This window comes from Ensifer sesbaniae (assembly GCF_013283665.1).
Classification (GTDB): domain Bacteria; phylum Pseudomonadota; class Alphaproteobacteria; order Rhizobiales; family Rhizobiaceae; genus Ensifer; species Ensifer sesbaniae.
On record NZ_JABEKU010000001.1, the window covers coordinates 3,257,288 to 3,272,352 of the forward strand.

At 62.2% G+C, this 15,065-nt stretch carries 12 protein-coding genes; 9 read left to right on the forward strand and 3 right to left on the reverse strand.

The genetic code is table 11. The features are described from left to right. Window positions 1–259: 259 nt before the first annotated feature. Window positions 260–2,821, forward strand: coding sequence for a GcvT family protein (locus BHMPCIPO_RS15895; protein ID WP_173517659.1), 2,562 nt, complete (start codon window positions 260–262; stop codon window positions 2,819–2,821). Window positions 2,822–3,008: 187 nt separating this feature from the next. On the opposite strand, the gene BHMPCIPO_RS15900 is transcribed toward BHMPCIPO_RS15895, so the two are convergent. Continuing rightward, on the reverse strand, window positions 3,009–3,938 hold the full coding sequence (locus BHMPCIPO_RS15900; protein WP_173517660.1) for an aldo/keto reductase: 930 nt from the start codon (window positions 3,936–3,938) through the stop codon (window positions 3,009–3,011). A gap of 249 nt (window positions 3,939–4,187) precedes the next feature. Continuing rightward, window positions 4,188–4,976 carry an SDR family NAD(P)-dependent oxidoreductase gene (locus BHMPCIPO_RS15905; RefSeq protein WP_173517661.1) on the reverse strand — a complete coding sequence of 263 codons (789 nt, stop codon included), beginning with the start codon at window positions 4,974–4,976 and terminating at the stop codon, window positions 4,188–4,190. A 97-nt stretch (window positions 4,977–5,073) separates the two neighbouring features. Here BHMPCIPO_RS15905 and BHMPCIPO_RS15910 point away from each other — a divergent pair, with 97 nt between their 5' ends. Then, on the forward strand, window positions 5,074–5,649 hold the full coding sequence (locus BHMPCIPO_RS15910; RefSeq protein ID WP_173517662.1) for a TetR/AcrR family transcriptional regulator: 576 nt from the start codon (window positions 5,074–5,076) through the stop codon (window positions 5,647–5,649). Between the two features lie 663 nt (window positions 5,650–6,312). On the opposite strand, the gene BHMPCIPO_RS15915 is transcribed toward BHMPCIPO_RS15910, so the two are convergent. Continuing rightward, window positions 6,313–7,257, reverse strand: a complete 945-nt coding sequence (locus BHMPCIPO_RS15915) for a LysR family transcriptional regulator (protein WP_173517663.1) — start codon at window positions 7,255–7,257, stop codon at window positions 6,313–6,315. Between the two features lie 228 nt (window positions 7,258–7,485). On the opposite strand from BHMPCIPO_RS15915, the gene BHMPCIPO_RS15920 reads away from it, so the two are divergent. From BHMPCIPO_RS15920 to BHMPCIPO_RS15950, 7 genes are all read left to right on the forward strand, one after another. Continuing rightward, window positions 7,486–8,691, forward strand: coding sequence for an ABC transporter substrate-binding protein (locus tag BHMPCIPO_RS15920; RefSeq protein WP_173517664.1), 1,206 nt, complete (start codon window positions 7,486–7,488; stop codon window positions 8,689–8,691). A 14-nt stretch (window positions 8,692–8,705) separates the two neighbouring features. Then, window positions 8,706–9,488 carry an ABC transporter ATP-binding protein gene (locus tag BHMPCIPO_RS15925; RefSeq protein WP_173517665.1) on the forward strand — a complete coding sequence of 261 codons (783 nt, stop codon included), beginning with the start codon at window positions 8,706–8,708 and terminating at the stop codon, window positions 9,486–9,488. Between the two features lies 1 nt (window position 9,489). Next, window positions 9,490–10,191, forward strand: a complete 702-nt coding sequence (locus tag BHMPCIPO_RS15930; RefSeq protein ID WP_173517666.1) for an ABC transporter ATP-binding protein — start codon at window positions 9,490–9,492, stop codon at window positions 10,189–10,191. A 3-nt stretch (window positions 10,192–10,194) separates the two neighbouring features. Further along, window positions 10,195–11,082 (forward strand): branched-chain amino acid ABC transporter permease, encoded by an 888-nt coding sequence (locus BHMPCIPO_RS15935; protein ID WP_173517667.1) that lies wholly within the window; start codon window positions 10,195–10,197, stop codon window positions 11,080–11,082. After that, window positions 11,075–12,070, forward strand: coding sequence for a branched-chain amino acid ABC transporter permease (locus tag BHMPCIPO_RS15940; RefSeq protein ID WP_173517668.1), 996 nt, complete (start codon window positions 11,075–11,077; stop codon window positions 12,068–12,070). The genes BHMPCIPO_RS15935 and BHMPCIPO_RS15940 overlap by 8 nt, the downstream gene beginning before the upstream one ends. Window positions 12,071–12,163: 93 nt before the next feature. Then, window positions 12,164–13,759, forward strand: a complete 1,596-nt coding sequence (locus BHMPCIPO_RS15945; protein ID WP_173517669.1) for a GMC family oxidoreductase — start codon at window positions 12,164–12,166, stop codon at window positions 13,757–13,759. A gap of 260 nt (window positions 13,760–14,019) precedes the next feature. Next, window positions 14,020–15,024: a Tim44 domain-containing protein gene (locus BHMPCIPO_RS15950; RefSeq protein WP_173518193.1), complete on the forward strand. Its 1,005-nt coding sequence runs from the start codon at window positions 14,020–14,022 to the stop codon at window positions 15,022–15,024. Window positions 15,025–15,065: the final 41 nt, after the last annotated feature.

Below are 15,065 nucleotides of genomic sequence, written 5' to 3' on the forward strand. Positions count from 1 at the left end.
CAAACCGACATGATCGACGCACTGCGATGACGCATTCGAATGCGCTCGATTTTGCTGTATGGTGGAAAAGTCCCATTCGCGCCGGCGGGCGCTTTTTCTCACGAAATCAGTGGCATGACCGTCTCAACAGCTCTCGTTTCGCCATCCACAAATTGCCCGGCTCTGGTCGTGCAGTTTGATGATAATGTCGTAGACAGGCTCTAGTCACGGCGGATCAAGCCCTAAAATCCGGCATCCAATCCAACTAGGGTCGCAATCAATGGCAGAGTTTCCGCAAAAGGCGAAGGTCGTAATCATCGGGCTGGGTGGCATCGTGGGTGCCTCGATCGCGCACCACCTGATCGAGCGCGGCTGGGATGATATCGTCGGTATCGACAAATCCGGCGTCCCGACCGATATCGGTTCGACGGCACACGCCTCCGACTTCTGCTACACGACCAGCCACGATTATCTGTCGGTTTGGACGACGCAGTATTCGATCGACTTCTTCGAGAAGATGGGCCACTACGCCCGCATCGGCGGCCTGGAAGTCGCCCGCACCGGCGACGACGTCTGGATGGAAGAGATCAAGCGCAAGCTTTCCTCCGCCAAGGCCTTCGGCACCCGCGCACACTATGTCTCGCCGGCCGAGATCAAGAAGATGTTCCCGCTGATCGAGGAAGACCAGGTGATGGGCGGCATGTTCGACCCGGATGCCGGCCTCGTCATCCCGCGCTCGCAGACGGTTGCAGGCAAGCTGGTCGATGCGGCGGAAAAGTCCGGCAAGCTGCAGGTCTTCGGCAACACCCCGGCAAAGTCGCTCATCGTCGAGAACGGCCGTATCAAGGGTGTCGTCACCCATCGCGGCACCATCATGGCCGACCACGTCGTCGTCTGCGCCGGCATCTGGGGCCGCCTCATTGCCGAAATGGTCGGCGAAGACCTTCCGGTCATGCCGGTCGACCATCCGCTCACCTTCTTCGGCCCGTACAACGAATTCGAAGGCACCGGCAAGGAAATCGGCTTCCCGCTGCTGCGCGACCAGGGCAACTCGGCCTATATGCGCGACACCGGCGACCCGAAGACCACCGAAGGCGGCCAGATCGAGTGGGGCTATTACGAGACCACCAATCCCCGCCTCTGCCATCCGCGCGACATCCTCGAAAAGCACGAGGCACGCCTGTCGCCCTCGCAGCGCGACCTGGAGATGGAGCAGATCATCGAGCCGCTCGAGCGCGCCATGGAACTGACGCCGATCCTCGGCGAACTCGGCTATAACGAGAGCCACTCCTTCAACGGCCTGCTGCAAGTATCGGCCGCCGGCGGCCCCTCCTGCGGTGAGAGCCAGAAGGTGCGCGGCCTCTGGTACTGCGTCGCCATCTGGGTGAAGGACGGCCCCGGCTACGGCAAGCTGATCGCCGACTGGATGACCGACGGCCGCACCGAGATCGACCATGCCTCGATCGACTATTCCCGCTTCTATCCGCACCAGCTCGAGGAGAAGTTCATCGAGGGCCGCTGCTTCGAGGCGGCGCAGAAGATCTACTTCCCGGCCGTCCACACGCGCGAGCCCTATGCCACCGGCCGCAACGTCAAGCGCTCGCCCTTCTACGAGCGCGAGAAGGAGCTCGGCGGCTACTTCATGGAACTCGGCGGCTGGGAGCGCGCCCATGGCTACGCCGCCAACGAGCACCTGCTGGAAAAATACGGTGACCGCGTCCCGGTGCGCGAGAACGAGTGGGACAGCCGCCACTTCTGGCGCGTTTCCAACGCCGAACATCTGGCGATGAGCGAGGATTGCGGCATCGTCAACCTGTCGCACTTCCATATGGTCGATATCGAGGGTCCTGACCATGTCGAGCTGCTCGAGTGGCTTTGCGCCGCCAAGATCGGTGGCGACGGCAACATCGGCAAGGGCATCTACACCCACTTCCTCGATGACGAGGGCATGGTGCGGGCCGACTTCACCGTCTTCCGCATGGCCGACCGCTGCCGCCTCGTGAACGGCGCCGATGCCGGGCCGCGCGACTTCCACTACATGCGCCGCGTCGCGGAAGATCGCGGCCTCGACGTCACCATCACCGACGTTTCGGAGAAGTTCATCACCATCGGCATCTGGGGGCCCAACGCCCGCGAAACGCTGAAGAAGGTGGTTGCCGATCCGGCCGGCCTCGATATCGAGAACTTCCCCTTCGCCGCGATCAAGCCGATCGAGATCGCCGGCAAAAAGGTCACGGCCTTCCGCATCTCCTATGTCGGCGAACAGGGCTGGGAACTGCACATGAAGTACGAAGATGGCCTCGCCGTTTGGGACGCGCTGCGCGCCACCGGCGTCATGGCCTTCGGCGTCGAAACCTATGCGAACTCGCGCCGCATGGAAAAGAGCCTGCGCCTGCAGAACGCCGATCTTCTCACCCAGTACAACCTCATCGAGGCCGACCTTGCCCGTCCGAAGGTCAAGGACGTGGACTTCCGCGGCAAGGCAAAGCACCTGGAGTACAAGGCGCGCGAGCACCAGCCCGCCATGCTCTGCACGCTCGTCATGACTGACAACACCGACAGGAATGGCGTGAAGCGCTACCCGGTCGGTAACTTGCCGGTTATGGACCCGGAAACCGGCAAGGTTCTGATCGACGAACTCGGCCGTCGCTCCTACACCACCTCCATCGCTTTTGGGCCCACGATCGGCAAGAACATCGCGCTTGCCTATCTGCCCTGGTCCCATTGCCAGGTCGGCCGCAAGCTGAATGTCGAGTATTTCGCCGAGACCTATCCGGTCGAAGTCGTGGGTGTCGGCTACAAGCCGCTCTACGATCCCGAGAACCTGAAGCCGCGCACCTGATCCACTATGCATGTCTCCTTAAATCGACCTCGATTTAAGGACAAAGACATGCAGCAAATCAAAGTGCTACAGTGACCTTTGCGCGTCTCATAAGACGCGCGACGCTGTAGCGCGTTACGCCCAAAAGCCAAAGGCCCGCTCACATCCGAGCGGGCCCTTTCGTATGTGCTTAGCAGCAAGATGGATGTCAGGGGAGCACGTGGCCTGCGGCGGTGAAAAGGCGATACCAGTCCTCGCGCGACAGGGTGATGTCGGCTCCGGGCACGATGTCTGCCAGCCGCTCAGGACTCGTCGTTCCCAAGACCACCTGAATGTTGGCCGGATGCCGGGCAATCCAGGCAAAAGCGATGGCCGACGGCGACACGGCATATTTCCCGGAGAGTTCGTCCAGCACACGGTTGAGCTCCGGGTAATTGGTCTCATCGCCGACGAAGACGCCACCGAAAAAGCCCTGCTGGAACGGCGACCAGGCTTGCAGTGTCATGCGGTTGATCCGCGAATAGACGACGACCTCGCCGTCGCGATCGATCGACTGCTCCAGGCCCGCCATGTTCGCAGCGATGCCGAAGGCAACGGACGGGGCGTGCGCAATGCTGAGCTGAATCTGATTGGCGACCAGCGGCTGGCGCACGGCCGTCTTCAAGAGATCGATCTGCCGTGGCGTGTGGTTGGACACGCCGAAATGCCTGACCTTGCCGGCCGCCTGCAGCTTGTCGAAGGCGTCCGCCACCTCCTCGGGCTCGACCAGCGCATCCGGCCGATGCAGCAACAGAAGATCGAGGTAATCGGTCTTCAGTGCCGCGAGCGACCGGTCGACCGACTGGAGGATATGATCGCGGGAGAAATCGAAGTAACCGCGCCGGATCCCGCATTTGCTCTGGACGACGATCTGTTCGCGCTCGGCCGGCTTCAGTTGGAGCGCGTCGCCGAAGCGGCGCTCGCAGGCGTGCAGTTCAGCGCCGTAGATATCGGCGTGATCGAAGACGTTGATGCCGACGTCGCGCGCCTTGCCATAGAGACGGCGAATGGCATCGTCGCTGAGATCGGCGATCCGCATCAGGCCGAGAACGGCGGATGAAACGGGGAGATCGGTTGTTCCCAGGTTGAACTTTTTCATCGATTTGCGCTCGTATCATCGACGTCGTTTTGAAGGCGGAATCCCCGACCGCAGCCACAAACGGCCTGAAAGGGCGATTCTTGCCCCTCAATCTCTACCAGTCCGGGGGCGCTTGGCAAACGTCCGGACATTGTCGACGGTGGTACGGCGGGTGATAAGGCAGCAAGGCGCTGGCCGCCTGGCCAGCGCCTTGCTGTCCTATCGTCGTGGGAGCCGACAGGGTCGTCGGCTCCCGGTCCCGCCATCTGATCATGCAGCAGAGCGATAACGCTCAGCCGGTTCGGACTGTGCGAAATTCGGGAGCATTGCCTGGCGCGCAGCGTCGAACCCATTCCACTGGCCCGCGTCCGGCAGCGGCGGGATCGTCACCAACTCGCGCCGGCCGAAACCGACCAAGGCTGCGTCGACGAGATCACCAACCTCCATCACGCCCGCAAGCGTCTCGACATCGACGCCCGCGTGATCCCAGATCTCGGTGCGTGTCGCCGCCGGCAGGACCGCCTGCACATAGACGCCCTTTCCTGCCAGTTCGACGTTCAACCCCTGGGAAAGAAACAGCACGAAGGCCTTGGTCGCGCCATAGACGGTGGCGCCCATCTCCGGAGCAAGGCCAACGACCGAGGCAATGTTGATGATCGCCCCGTCCCCCTTCTCGGCAAAACGAGGTGCCGCAGCATGCGCGAGCCTGGTGACGGCCGTGACGTTGAGCGCGATCAGCTTCGAAATGTCTTCGCTCTTCTGCTGCAGGAAGTCGCGCGGGATCGATGTGCCGGCATTGTTGACCAGAACACCGATGCGACCGTCTTCTCTCAGGCGCTGCTCGACCTTGGCCAGATCCTGCTCGTCCGTCAGGTCGGCGGGAACGACGTCCACATCGACACCGGTTTCGCTCCGCAAGCGCTCGGCAAGCGCTGCCATGCGAACGGCATTGCGGGCGACGAGAATGAGATCGTGACCGCGGCGCGCAAATCGCTCCGCATAGACGGCGCCGATACCGGTGGAAGCACCGGTTACGAGGACTGCAGGCTTCTTGCTCATCGAGTGTGCTCCTTTGTTTTATACATGATGATCATCATGTATTTGGATATATGATGGACGTCATGTATAAAGTCAAAGGAAATTTTGGGAGACGATGATGCGCGTGAGCCGACAGCAGGTTGAAGAGAATAAGCGAACCATTCTGGAGGCCGCCGGTCGGCTGTTCCGGGAGCGTGGTTTCGAGTCCGTCACGGTGACGGATGTGATGAAGTCGGCCGGTCTCACCCATGGCGGCTTCTACGGCTATTTCAAATCCAAGGACGATCTGATTGCCCAGACGCTGGCCGAACTGCAAGGTGAGGGTGAGCCTCTGTCCGTGGACCTGGCGACTGTTGCGAGCCGTTATCTTTCCCCGGAGCATCGCGACGATTTCGGCCATGGCTGTCCGGTTGCCGCTCTGGCATCGGAAGTCATCCGTCAACCAGCGGAAGCGCGCGCCGAAATGACCGCGGGACTCAGGCGGCAATTCGCGCGCCTCAGCAAAGTAGCACCCGGCCCAGACGAAGCACATCGGCGCCGCGCCGCGATCGGAACCTGGTCTGCCATGGTGGGCGCGCTGATCCTGGCCCGAATGGCCGACGATCCTGCCCTGTCCAACGAGATCCTCGCGGAGACCTGCACCTGGCTTTCGGCGCGGGATCACCAAGGGACTACGACCGCCGGCATTGCCTGATACGCAATGTATCTTGTCCCTCGCCCTTTTTTTGCAGCCCTTTAAACGTCGAAAGCCCGCAGGCTTTCACCTTGCGGGCTCTATGTATGTATTGGACTTTGGTTGCGGGGGCAGGATTTGAACCTGCGGCCTTCAGGTTATGAGCCTGACGACAGCGTTCGTTCTGAGCCAGGATCAAACTCTCAAGTTGAGAATTCAATCATTGGCTTAAATCACGTCTCTGAATCGACGAGAACTCACACCCATCTTCCTCAACCATCCTACACGCTTCACAGCGCGCCGTATGGCCGGCTCAGCTCCCGTCGATCCAAAGGATCGGCGAAAGGCATCTGAGCCCAGAAAATGTAGTGTTGTCTCTTGATAAACGTGACCGCCAAAGTCTCTTTCCGAAGAACCCCTTAAGGTTCCTCGCGAGCTCCGCCGCCCACGTTTCTCTTTCTCATTATTCAATTGTCAAAAAACCGGTCAGTGATCGGGCTTATAGACCCACCCCCTCTCACACGTCAACAGACATTTTCAAAAAAACTTCAAAATTCGACAACATCCTGATTCTAAAGAATAATTTCGACTGTTGATAATCTCTCTCGATTTTGAGGACCCGGGACGCCGGCTTTTGACAAGCAAATCACCGGCTCGCGCCATCTCGTCATCGTCCAGCACGACTTACGGCCACGACGGGCGTCGAGGGCCCGTCATCACTGGCGTCGCTTCACGGGTGAAATACCCCCGGTTCTCCCGGGCGGTCTGCATCAGGAACTCCCGTACCGCCTTCACCCGTGGCACCGCCACCAGATCCCGATGGCAGACCATCCAATAGGTGCGCTTGAGCTCGATCTCCTCCGGCAGGACGATTTCAAGGTCCGGCTCTTCCCGGGCCATGAAGTGCGGCAGCACACAGAGACCGAGCCCCTGCCGCACCGCTTTCAGCTGCGTCAAAATACTCGAACTCTGGAAATGCGCCCGCAACCCCGGCTGCAGTTCCCCGAGATAGTCGAGACCGGGCGCGAAGATCATGTCCTCGATATAGCCGACGAAACGGTGCGCCGCGAGATCGTTGCGACCTTTGATCGGCGCATGCTTCGCAAGGTAGCTGCGTGCGCCGTAGACATGCAGCGTATAGGGGGTCAGCACCTCGGAATGGTAAGGGCCGGCTTTCGGCGCCGTCAGCGCCACCTGGATGTCCGCTTCCTTGCGCGATAGCGACATGATCTGCTGGATCGCCACCAGTTCCAACGAGACATTCGGGTAGCTCGCCGCAAAATCCGCCAGCCGGTCGGCCAGGAAGAAGTTACCGAAACCTTCGAGCGTGCTCAGCCTGACGACGCCGCGCTGCGCCGTCAGGCCGTCATTGATGTCGAGCTGCAATTGTTCGGTCTCGCGTTCGATGCGCTCGGCGGTTTCGATGAAGCGCTGCCCCATGCTGGTCAACACGTAACCGCGCGGATTGCGCTCGAACAGTTTCACCTTGAGGGCGAACTCCAGGCGATCGATACGCCGGGAAACGGTGGCGTGGCTGGTCCTCAACCGCCGCGCCGCCGTCGACAGTTGCCCGGTGCGGGCCACCGCGAGAAAGAACTGCAGATCGTCCCAGGTGAAATTCGGATTCATCGCCACTCCCCATCTGTTCGAAAATGAACAGATCCTGTTTGCAATTTACGGTTCGGGCCGCTTGCATCCAAGCGTTTTTTTCCGGATTGTAACGACCAGAGCCGACAACTGAGGAGCTTGTCTGGCCAAATATGAACAGAACGAAATGAACGATCCGGCATCGCCAACTGGCGCGCCGGAACCCGCGCGTATTTTCACGCGACGGCTACGTCTCTGGAGGAGGACAAGATGACGAAGAAACTGATCGTAACCTTGGCGGCAATGCTCGCCAGCAGCACGGCCGCTTTCGCCGACGCATCCGACGGCAAGGTCAAGATCGGCATTCTGAACGACCAGTCCGGCGTCTATGCCGACTTCGGTGGCAAGTCCTCCTACGAAGCGGCGCTGATGGCGGTCGAGGATTTCGGCGGCAAGGTGCTCGGCGTGCCGGTGGAAGTCATCACCGCCGACCACCAGAACAAGGCCGACATCGCCTCCAACATCGCCCGCCAATGGTACGATACCGAACAGGTCGACAGCATCATGGAGTTGACCAGTTCTTCGGTCGGCCTTGCCGTGCAGGCGCTGTCGAAGGAGAAAAAGAAGATCACCATCAACACCGGCGCCGCGACCACCGAGCTCACCGGCAAGCAGTGCTCGCCCTACGGCTTCCACTGGGCCTACGACACGCACGCGCTTGCGGTCGGCACCGGCGGCGCGCTCGTCAAGCAGGGCGGCGACAGCTGGTTCTTCCTGACCGCCGACTATGCCTTCGGCTATTCGCTCGAGGAGAACACCAGCAACTACGTCAAGGAAAACGGCGGCACGGTGGTCGGCTCCGTCCGTCATCCGCTGGCAACCACGGATTTCTCTTCCTTCCTGCTGCAGGCGCAATCTTCCGGCGCCAAGGTGATCGGTCTTGCCAATGCCGGTCTCGACACCTCGAACGCCATCAAGCAGGCGGCCGAATTCGGCATCGTCCAGGGCGGCCAGCGCCTCGCCGCGCTGCTCTTCACGCTCGCCGAAGTCCATGGCCTCGGCCTGGAAGCTGCCCAGGGGCTGACGCTCACCGAAGGCTTCTACTGGAACCGCAACGAGGAGAGCGCCAAATTCGGCAAGCGCTTCATGGAGCGCACCGGCAAAATGCCGAACATGGTCCATGCCGGCACCTATTCGGCCGTGTTCTCCTATCTGAAGGCGATCGAGAAGGCCGGCACCGACGACGCCGACGCCGTTGCCAGGGAATTGCATGCGCTGCCGGTCAACGACATCTTCGCCGAGAACGGCAATGTCGCCGAGAACGGCCGCATGATCCATGACATGTACCTCTTGGAAGTGAAGAAGCCGGACGAAAGCAAGGAACCCTGGGACTATTTCAAGGTTCTTGCCACCATTCCGGGAGCGGAAGCCTTCATCGATCCGGCCAAGAGCGGCTGCGACCTGGTGAAGTCGTAAGCGGTCCGATCGCAATGAGCGCACCGGTCAGCGAACCGAATGGCGCGCCGCGGGTGGTTCTGTCCGCCCGCGGTCTGCGCCGTGACTTTGGCGGCTTCACCGCCGTCAACAACGTCAATCTCGACGTCCATCATGCGCGCGTGCATGCGCTGATCGGTCCGAACGGCGCCGGCAAGACGACGGTCTTCAACCTGTTGACCAAGTTCCTGCAGCCGAGCGACGGCACGATCACGCTGCTCGGCGAGGACATCACCCGCACGGCGCCGGACAAAGTGGCGCGCATGGGCCTGGTGCGCTCATTCCAGATCTCCGCCGTCTTTCCGCACCTGACGGTGCTCGACAATGTGCGCGTCGCGCTGCAGCGGCCGAACGGACTTGCGACCCAGTTCTGGAAACCGATCTCGGCGCTCGACGGCCTCAATGCCAAGGCCGATCAGTTGATCCGATCGGTCGGCCTGGAGCGCGAGCGCAACGCCGTTGCCGCCGACCTTTCCTATGGCCGCAAGCGCGTGCTGGAGATCGCCACGACCCTGGCACTCGATCCCAAGGTGCTGCTGCTCGACGAGCCGATGGCCGGCATGGGCCACGAGGATGTCGGCATGGTCGCCGAGATCATCCGCGAGGTCGCGCGCGAACGCGCCGTGCTGATGGTCGAGCACAATCTCTCCGTCGTCTCGACGCTCTGCCACCACGTCACCGTGCTCCAGCGCGGCGAGATCCTGGCCGAAGGCGACTATGCGAAGGTGTCGGCGGATCCGCGCGTGCGCACCGCCTACATGGGCACCGAGGAGGCCTGACATGAGACCGCTCCTGAAAGTTTCCGGCCTCAATGCCTGGTACGGCGAAAGCCATATCCTGCACGGCGTCGACCTGACGGTCGGCGAAGGCGAGATGGTCACCCTTCTCGGTCGCAACGGCGTCGGCAAGACGACGACGCTGCGCTCGATCATGGGCATCGTGCGCAAGCGCAAGGGCGAGATCAGCTTTGCCGGCGAAGACCTGATGAAAGTGCCGCTGCACCGGGTCGCCCATCGCGGCCTCGGTTTCATCCCCGAGGAGCGCGGCATCTTCTCGACCCTTTCGGTCCATGAAAACCTGCTGCTGCCGCCGGCGGTCGCCAAGGGCGGCCTGACGATCGACGAGATCTTCGAGCTTTTCCCGAACCTCTACGAACGCCGCAGCAGCCCCGGCACGAAGCTTTCCGGCGGCGAACAGCAGATGCTGGCGATCGCCCGCATCCTGCGCACCGGCGTTCGCATGATGCTGCTCGACGAGCCGACCGAAGGACTTGCCCCAGTCATCGTCCAGCGCATCGGCGACGTGCTGAAAACCCTGAAGCAGCGCGGCATGACCGTGCTTCTGGTCGAACAGAACTTCCGCTTCGCCAGCAAGGTCGCCGACCGCTTCTACCTGATGGATCATGGCCAGATGGTCGGCGAATTCCCGGTCGCGGAACTCGCGACCCGCATGGACATGCTGCATGATGTGCTGGGAGTCTGAACCATGAGCACGATCTTCGGAATTCCCATGCAAGCCTTTCTCGGGCAACTGTTGATCGGACTGATCAACGGCTCGTTCTATGCGCTTTTGAGCCTCGGCCTGGCGATCATCTTCGGCCTCCTGCGGGTCATCAACTTCGCCCATGGTGCGCAATATATGCTCGGCGCCTTCTTCGCCTGGATGCTGCTGTCGCATTTCGGCATCGGCTACTGGTCGGCGCTGATCGTGGCACCCGTCGCCGTCGGTCTCGTCGGCGCGGTCATCGAGCGCACCATGCTGCGGCGGCTCTATACGCTGGATCCGCTCTACGGCCTGCTCTTCACCTTCGGCCTGGCGCTGACCATCGAAGGCACCTTCCGCTACCTCTACGGCGCATCCGGCCAGCCCTATGCGACGCCAGCGGCGCTTGCCGGCGGCACCAATCTCGGCTTCATGTTCCTGCCCATCTATCGCGGCTGGGTGATCGTCTTTTCGCTGATCGTCTGCATCGGCACCTGGCTGGTGATCGAGAAAACCAAGCTCGGCTCCTATCTGCGCGCCGCCACCGAAAACCCGGTCCTGGTGCAATCCTTCGGCATCAACGTGCCGTTCCTGCTGACGCTGACCTATGCGCTGGGGGCTGGCCTTGCGGCTCTTGCCGGCGTGCTCGCCGCGCCGATCTACCAGGTTTCGCCCCTCATGGGCTCGAACATCATCATCGTCGTCTTCGCGGTGGTGGTGGTCGGCGGCATGGGCTCGATCATGGGCGCGATCGTCACCGGTTACCTGCTCGGTGTCGCCGAGGGATTGACCAAGGTCTTCTATCCGGAGGCCTCCAACATCGTGATCTTCGTGATCATGGCCATCGTTCTCATGATACGGCCGGCAGGCCTCTTCGGCCGGGATGCTTGATATGACACTGACACTCGACATCGAAAAACCGAAGGAAAAGAGCCCGATCGTCACCCAGACCCTGTTCCTGGGAATAGGATTGGCACTCCTCATATTGGCGCCTCTGTTCTTCTATCCCGTCTTCCTGATGAAGCTCCTCTGCTTCGCGCTCTTTGCCTGCGCCTTCAACCTGCTGCTCGGCTATACCGGCCTGCTCTCCTTCGGCCATGCGGCCTTCTTCGGCGGCGCGGCCTATTTTACCGCACACGCGGTCAAGGAATGGGGCCTGCCGCCGGAGCTCGGCATCCTCGTCGGCGTCGTCGGCGCGGCGGCGCTCGGCCTGATCGTCGGTTATCTGGCGATCCGCCGGCAGGGCATCTACTTCGCCATGATCACGCTGGCGCTGGCGCAGATGTTCTATTTCTTCTGCCTGCAGGCGGAATTCACCAAGGGCGAGGACGGCATCCAGTCCGTGCCGCGCGGCCACCTCTTCGGCTTCATCGATCTTAGCCAGTCGACGAACATGTACTATTTCGTGCTCGGCGTCTTCGTCATCGGTGTCGCCATCATCTGGCGCATCATCCATTCGCCCTTCGGCATGATCCTGAAATCGATCCGCGAGAACGAGACGCGCGCCGTGTCGCTCGGCTATTCCGTGCGCAACTACAAGCTCGCCGCCTTCGTCATGTCGGCGGCGCTGACGGGCCTTGCCGGCGGCGTCAAGGCGCTGGTCTTCCAGTTCGCGACGCTCACGGACGTCGGCTGGCAGATGTCCGGCGAAGTGATCCTGATGACGCTGCTCGGCGGGATCGGCACGCTGATCGGCCCGCTCTTCGGCGCCGGGCTGGTGGTGACGCTGCAGAATTATCTCGCGACCTCGGAATTCCCGGTGACGATCATCACCGGCCTCGTCTTCATGGTCTGCGTGCTGGTTTTCCGTCGCGGCATCGTCGGCGAGTTCTATAATTCGCGGCTCGGCCGCAAACTCGGTTTTGAACACAGACAGTAGCTGGACTCTTCTCGCCCGCGCCGCGGCCGGGAAGAAGCCACCGCCCGATCCCGATCACTGACGGATCGAGCCCCGAATATCGAGAGAGAACCCATGGACACGTTCGACTACATCGTCGTCGGAGCGGGTAGCGCCGGCTGCGTGCTTGCCAACCGCCTTTCCGAAAACCGAGGGCATCGCGTGCTGCTGCTGGAGGCCGGCGGCCGCGACAACTATCACTGGATCCATATTCCGGTCGGCTATCTCTATTGCATCAACAATCCGCGCACCGACTGGTGCTTCACCACGGCCGCCGAAGAAGGCCTCAACGGCCGCTCGCTCGGCTATCCCCGCGGCAAGGTGCTCGGCGGCTGCTCGTCGATCAACGGCATGATCTACATGCGCGGCCAGGCCCGGGACTACGACCATTGGCGCCAGCTCGGCTGCACCGGTTGGGGTTGGGACGATGTGTTGCCGCTCTTCCGTAAATCGGAGGACCACTATCAGGGCGCCAATGAGATGCACGGGGCCGGCGGCGAATGGCGGGTGGAGAAGGCCCGCGTGCGCTGGGCGGTTCTCGATGCTTTCCAGAAGGCAGCCTCCGAAGCCGGCATTCCCGAAACGCCGGATTTCAACCGCGGCAGCAATGAAGGCTCCGGCTATTTCGACGTCAACCAGCGCTCCGGCATCCGCTGGAACACGGCAAAGGCATTTCTTCGCCCGGCGCAGAAGTGCGGCAACCTGACGGTTCTCACCAAGGCGCATGTGCGCAAGCTGATCATCGAGGGTGACCGCATCGCCGGCGTCGAGTTCCAGCACGACGGCACGGTCAAGCGCGCCCGCGCCAGCCGCGAAACCGTGCTTTCCGCCGGCGCGATCGGTTCGCCCCACATCCTCGAACTCTCAGGCATCGGCCGCGGCGACGTGCTGCAGGCAAACGGCATCGAGCTTCGTCACGAACGCGCGGGCGTCGGCGAAAACCTGCAGGATCACCTTCAGCTCCGTATGGCCTACAAGGTCACCGGCGTGCCTACCCTCAACGAGAAGGCGAACTCGCTTTTCGGCAAGGCGTCGATCGGGCTTGAATATCTGCTCAGGCGCTCCGGACCGATGGCAATGGCGCCGAGCCAGCTCGGCATCTTCACCAGGTCCGGCCCGGAGAAGGAAACGCCCGACCTGCAATATCACGTGCAGCCGGTGTCGCTCGACAAGTTCGGCGAACCGGTTCATTCCTTCCCGGCGATCACCGCCAGCGTCTGCAATCTGCGGCCCGAAAGCCGCGGCTCGGTGCACCTGAAAGGTCCGGACTTCGCCGCCGCACCGGACATCCGGCCGCGCTATCTGACCGCCGAAGCCGATCGCAACGTCGCCGTCAGCGCCATCCGGCTGACGCGGCGGATCGTCAAGCAGCCCTCCTTCGCCCGTTTCAATCCGGTCGAGTTCAAGCCGGGTCCCTCCTATGAGTCCGAGGACGATCTGAAACGTGCGGCCGGCGATATCGGCACGACGATCTTCCACCCGGTTGGCACGTGCCGCATGGGTGCCGATCCGGAAAGCGTCGTCGATCCGGAACTGCGCTTTCGCGGTCTTAGGGGATTGCGCATCGCCGATGCCTCGATCATGCCGACGATCACTTCGGGCAACACCAACTCGCCGACGATCATGATCGCCGAAAAGGCGGCGACGATGATCCTGGCGGCCAATCGATAGAGCAAATCCAGCCAAAGCGTGCAGCGGTTGCATCAGGAAACGCGTCGCATCGAACCCCAAGGTGCTGTTTCCAGATCGGATTCAGCAAAGGGAGCGGCGGCGGATAACGGTAAACTGGCCGAAAAGCGATGCGGAAAGCTTAAATCTCAGGGTCTGAGCCCCTATATCGGATGCCGATGGCTCAGTTTTGGGCCCAAGCAAGATTAGGGGTTTTGATAGCAATGCAGCGATTTGGGCGTTTTGGACGAGCTCTGGCAATGATGGCGATCGGCTTGACCGTCGCGCTGACCGTTGTGGACGTCGCCGAAGCGCGGCGTTCGGGCGGCGGCTTCGGCAGCCGCGGTACCCGCACCTTCTCGCAGCCGCCCGTCACCCGTACCGCGCCGACCAACGCCGCGCCGATCGACCGTTCGATGACGCCGCGCCAGGACGCCGGCCCGACCACGACCAACCCGGCGGCCGGCCAAACGCGCCCGACCACCGCTAACCAGCCGAACAGGCGTCCCGGCTTCTTCAACGGCTTCGGCGGATCGCTGCTCGTTGGCCTGATGGTCGGCGGCCTGATCGGCATGTTGATGGGCAACGGTCTCGGCGGCGCCGCAGGCTTCCTCGGCCTGATCGTGCAGATGCTTCTGATCGGCGGCCTGATCATGCTCGCGATGCGTTTCTTCGGCCGCGGCCAGCAAACGGCCTATGCCGGCCCGGCCGAGCGTTCGTCGGGTCAGCCGTCCTCGGCCGGCGCGCCCTCGTTCAAGATCCCGAGCATCGGCGGCGGCCAGGCGGGTGGTCAGGCAAATGTGCGCCCGGCTGCAACACCGGCGCCGGCGCCGGTTACTGACGGTCCCGCCGATGAAATCGGCGTCCAGCAGTCTGACCTCGACCAGTTCGAAAAGATGCTGAAGGACGTGCAGGCGGCCTACGCCGCGGAGGACTACGGCGCATTGCGTCGGCTGACGACGCCGGAGGCCATGTCCTATCTGGCCGAAGAACTCAGCGACAACGCGACGAGCGGCGTCAAGAACGATGTGCGCGACGTGCATCTCGTCCAGGGCGATGTCGCCGAAGCCTGGTCTGAAAACGGGACCGACTACGCGACCGTTGCGATGCGTTACGAGAGCATCGACGTGATGCGCGACCGTGCCACCGGCAAGGTGATCAGCGGCGATCCGGACAATCTGACCGAAGCGGTCGAGCTCTGGACCTTCGTGCGCAAGCCCGGTGCGGAATGGCAGGTTTCGGCAATCCAGGGCGTCAGCCACGACTGACGCGAAAAAGATCCACGAGAGGCCCGGTCGGCACCGCCGAC

Excerpts from the sequence above, each read along its gene's own strand:
- BHMPCIPO_RS15930 (WP_173517666.1), top strand. The coding sequence starts at position 9,490 with ATGAGACCGCTCCTGAAAGTTTCCGGCCTCAATGCCTGGTACGGCGAA.
- BHMPCIPO_RS15910 (WP_173517662.1), top strand. The coding sequence starts at position 5,074 with ATGCGCGTGAGCCGACAGCAGGTTGAAGAGAATAAGCGAACCATTCTG.
- BHMPCIPO_RS15895 (WP_173517659.1), top strand. The coding sequence starts at position 260 with ATGGCAGAGTTTCCGCAAAAGGCGAAGGTCGTAATCATCGGGCTGGGT.
- BHMPCIPO_RS15915 (WP_173517663.1), bottom strand. The coding sequence starts at position 7,257 with ATGAATCCGAATTTCACCTGGGACGATCTGCAGTTCTTTCTCGCGGTG.
- BHMPCIPO_RS15905 (WP_173517661.1), bottom strand. The coding sequence starts at position 4,976 with ATGAGCAAGAAGCCTGCAGTCCTCGTAACCGGTGCTTCCACCGGTATC.
- BHMPCIPO_RS15940 (WP_173517668.1), top strand. The coding sequence starts at position 11,075 with ATGCTTGATATGACACTGACACTCGACATCGAAAAACCGAAGGAAAAG.
- BHMPCIPO_RS15920 (WP_173517664.1), top strand. The coding sequence starts at position 7,486 with ATGACGAAGAAACTGATCGTAACCTTGGCGGCAATGCTCGCCAGCAGC.
- BHMPCIPO_RS15925 (WP_173517665.1), top strand. The coding sequence starts at position 8,706 with ATGAGCGCACCGGTCAGCGAACCGAATGGCGCGCCGCGGGTGGTTCTG.
- BHMPCIPO_RS15945 (WP_173517669.1), top strand. The coding sequence starts at position 12,164 with ATGGACACGTTCGACTACATCGTCGTCGGAGCGGGTAGCGCCGGCTGC.
- BHMPCIPO_RS15900 (WP_173517660.1), bottom strand. The coding sequence starts at position 3,938 with ATGAAAAAGTTCAACCTGGGAACAACCGATCTCCCCGTTTCATCCGCC.
- BHMPCIPO_RS15935 (WP_173517667.1), top strand. The coding sequence starts at position 10,195 with ATGAGCACGATCTTCGGAATTCCCATGCAAGCCTTTCTCGGGCAACTG.
- BHMPCIPO_RS15950 (WP_173518193.1), top strand. The coding sequence starts at position 14,020 with ATGGCGATCGGCTTGACCGTCGCGCTGACCGTTGTGGACGTCGCCGAA.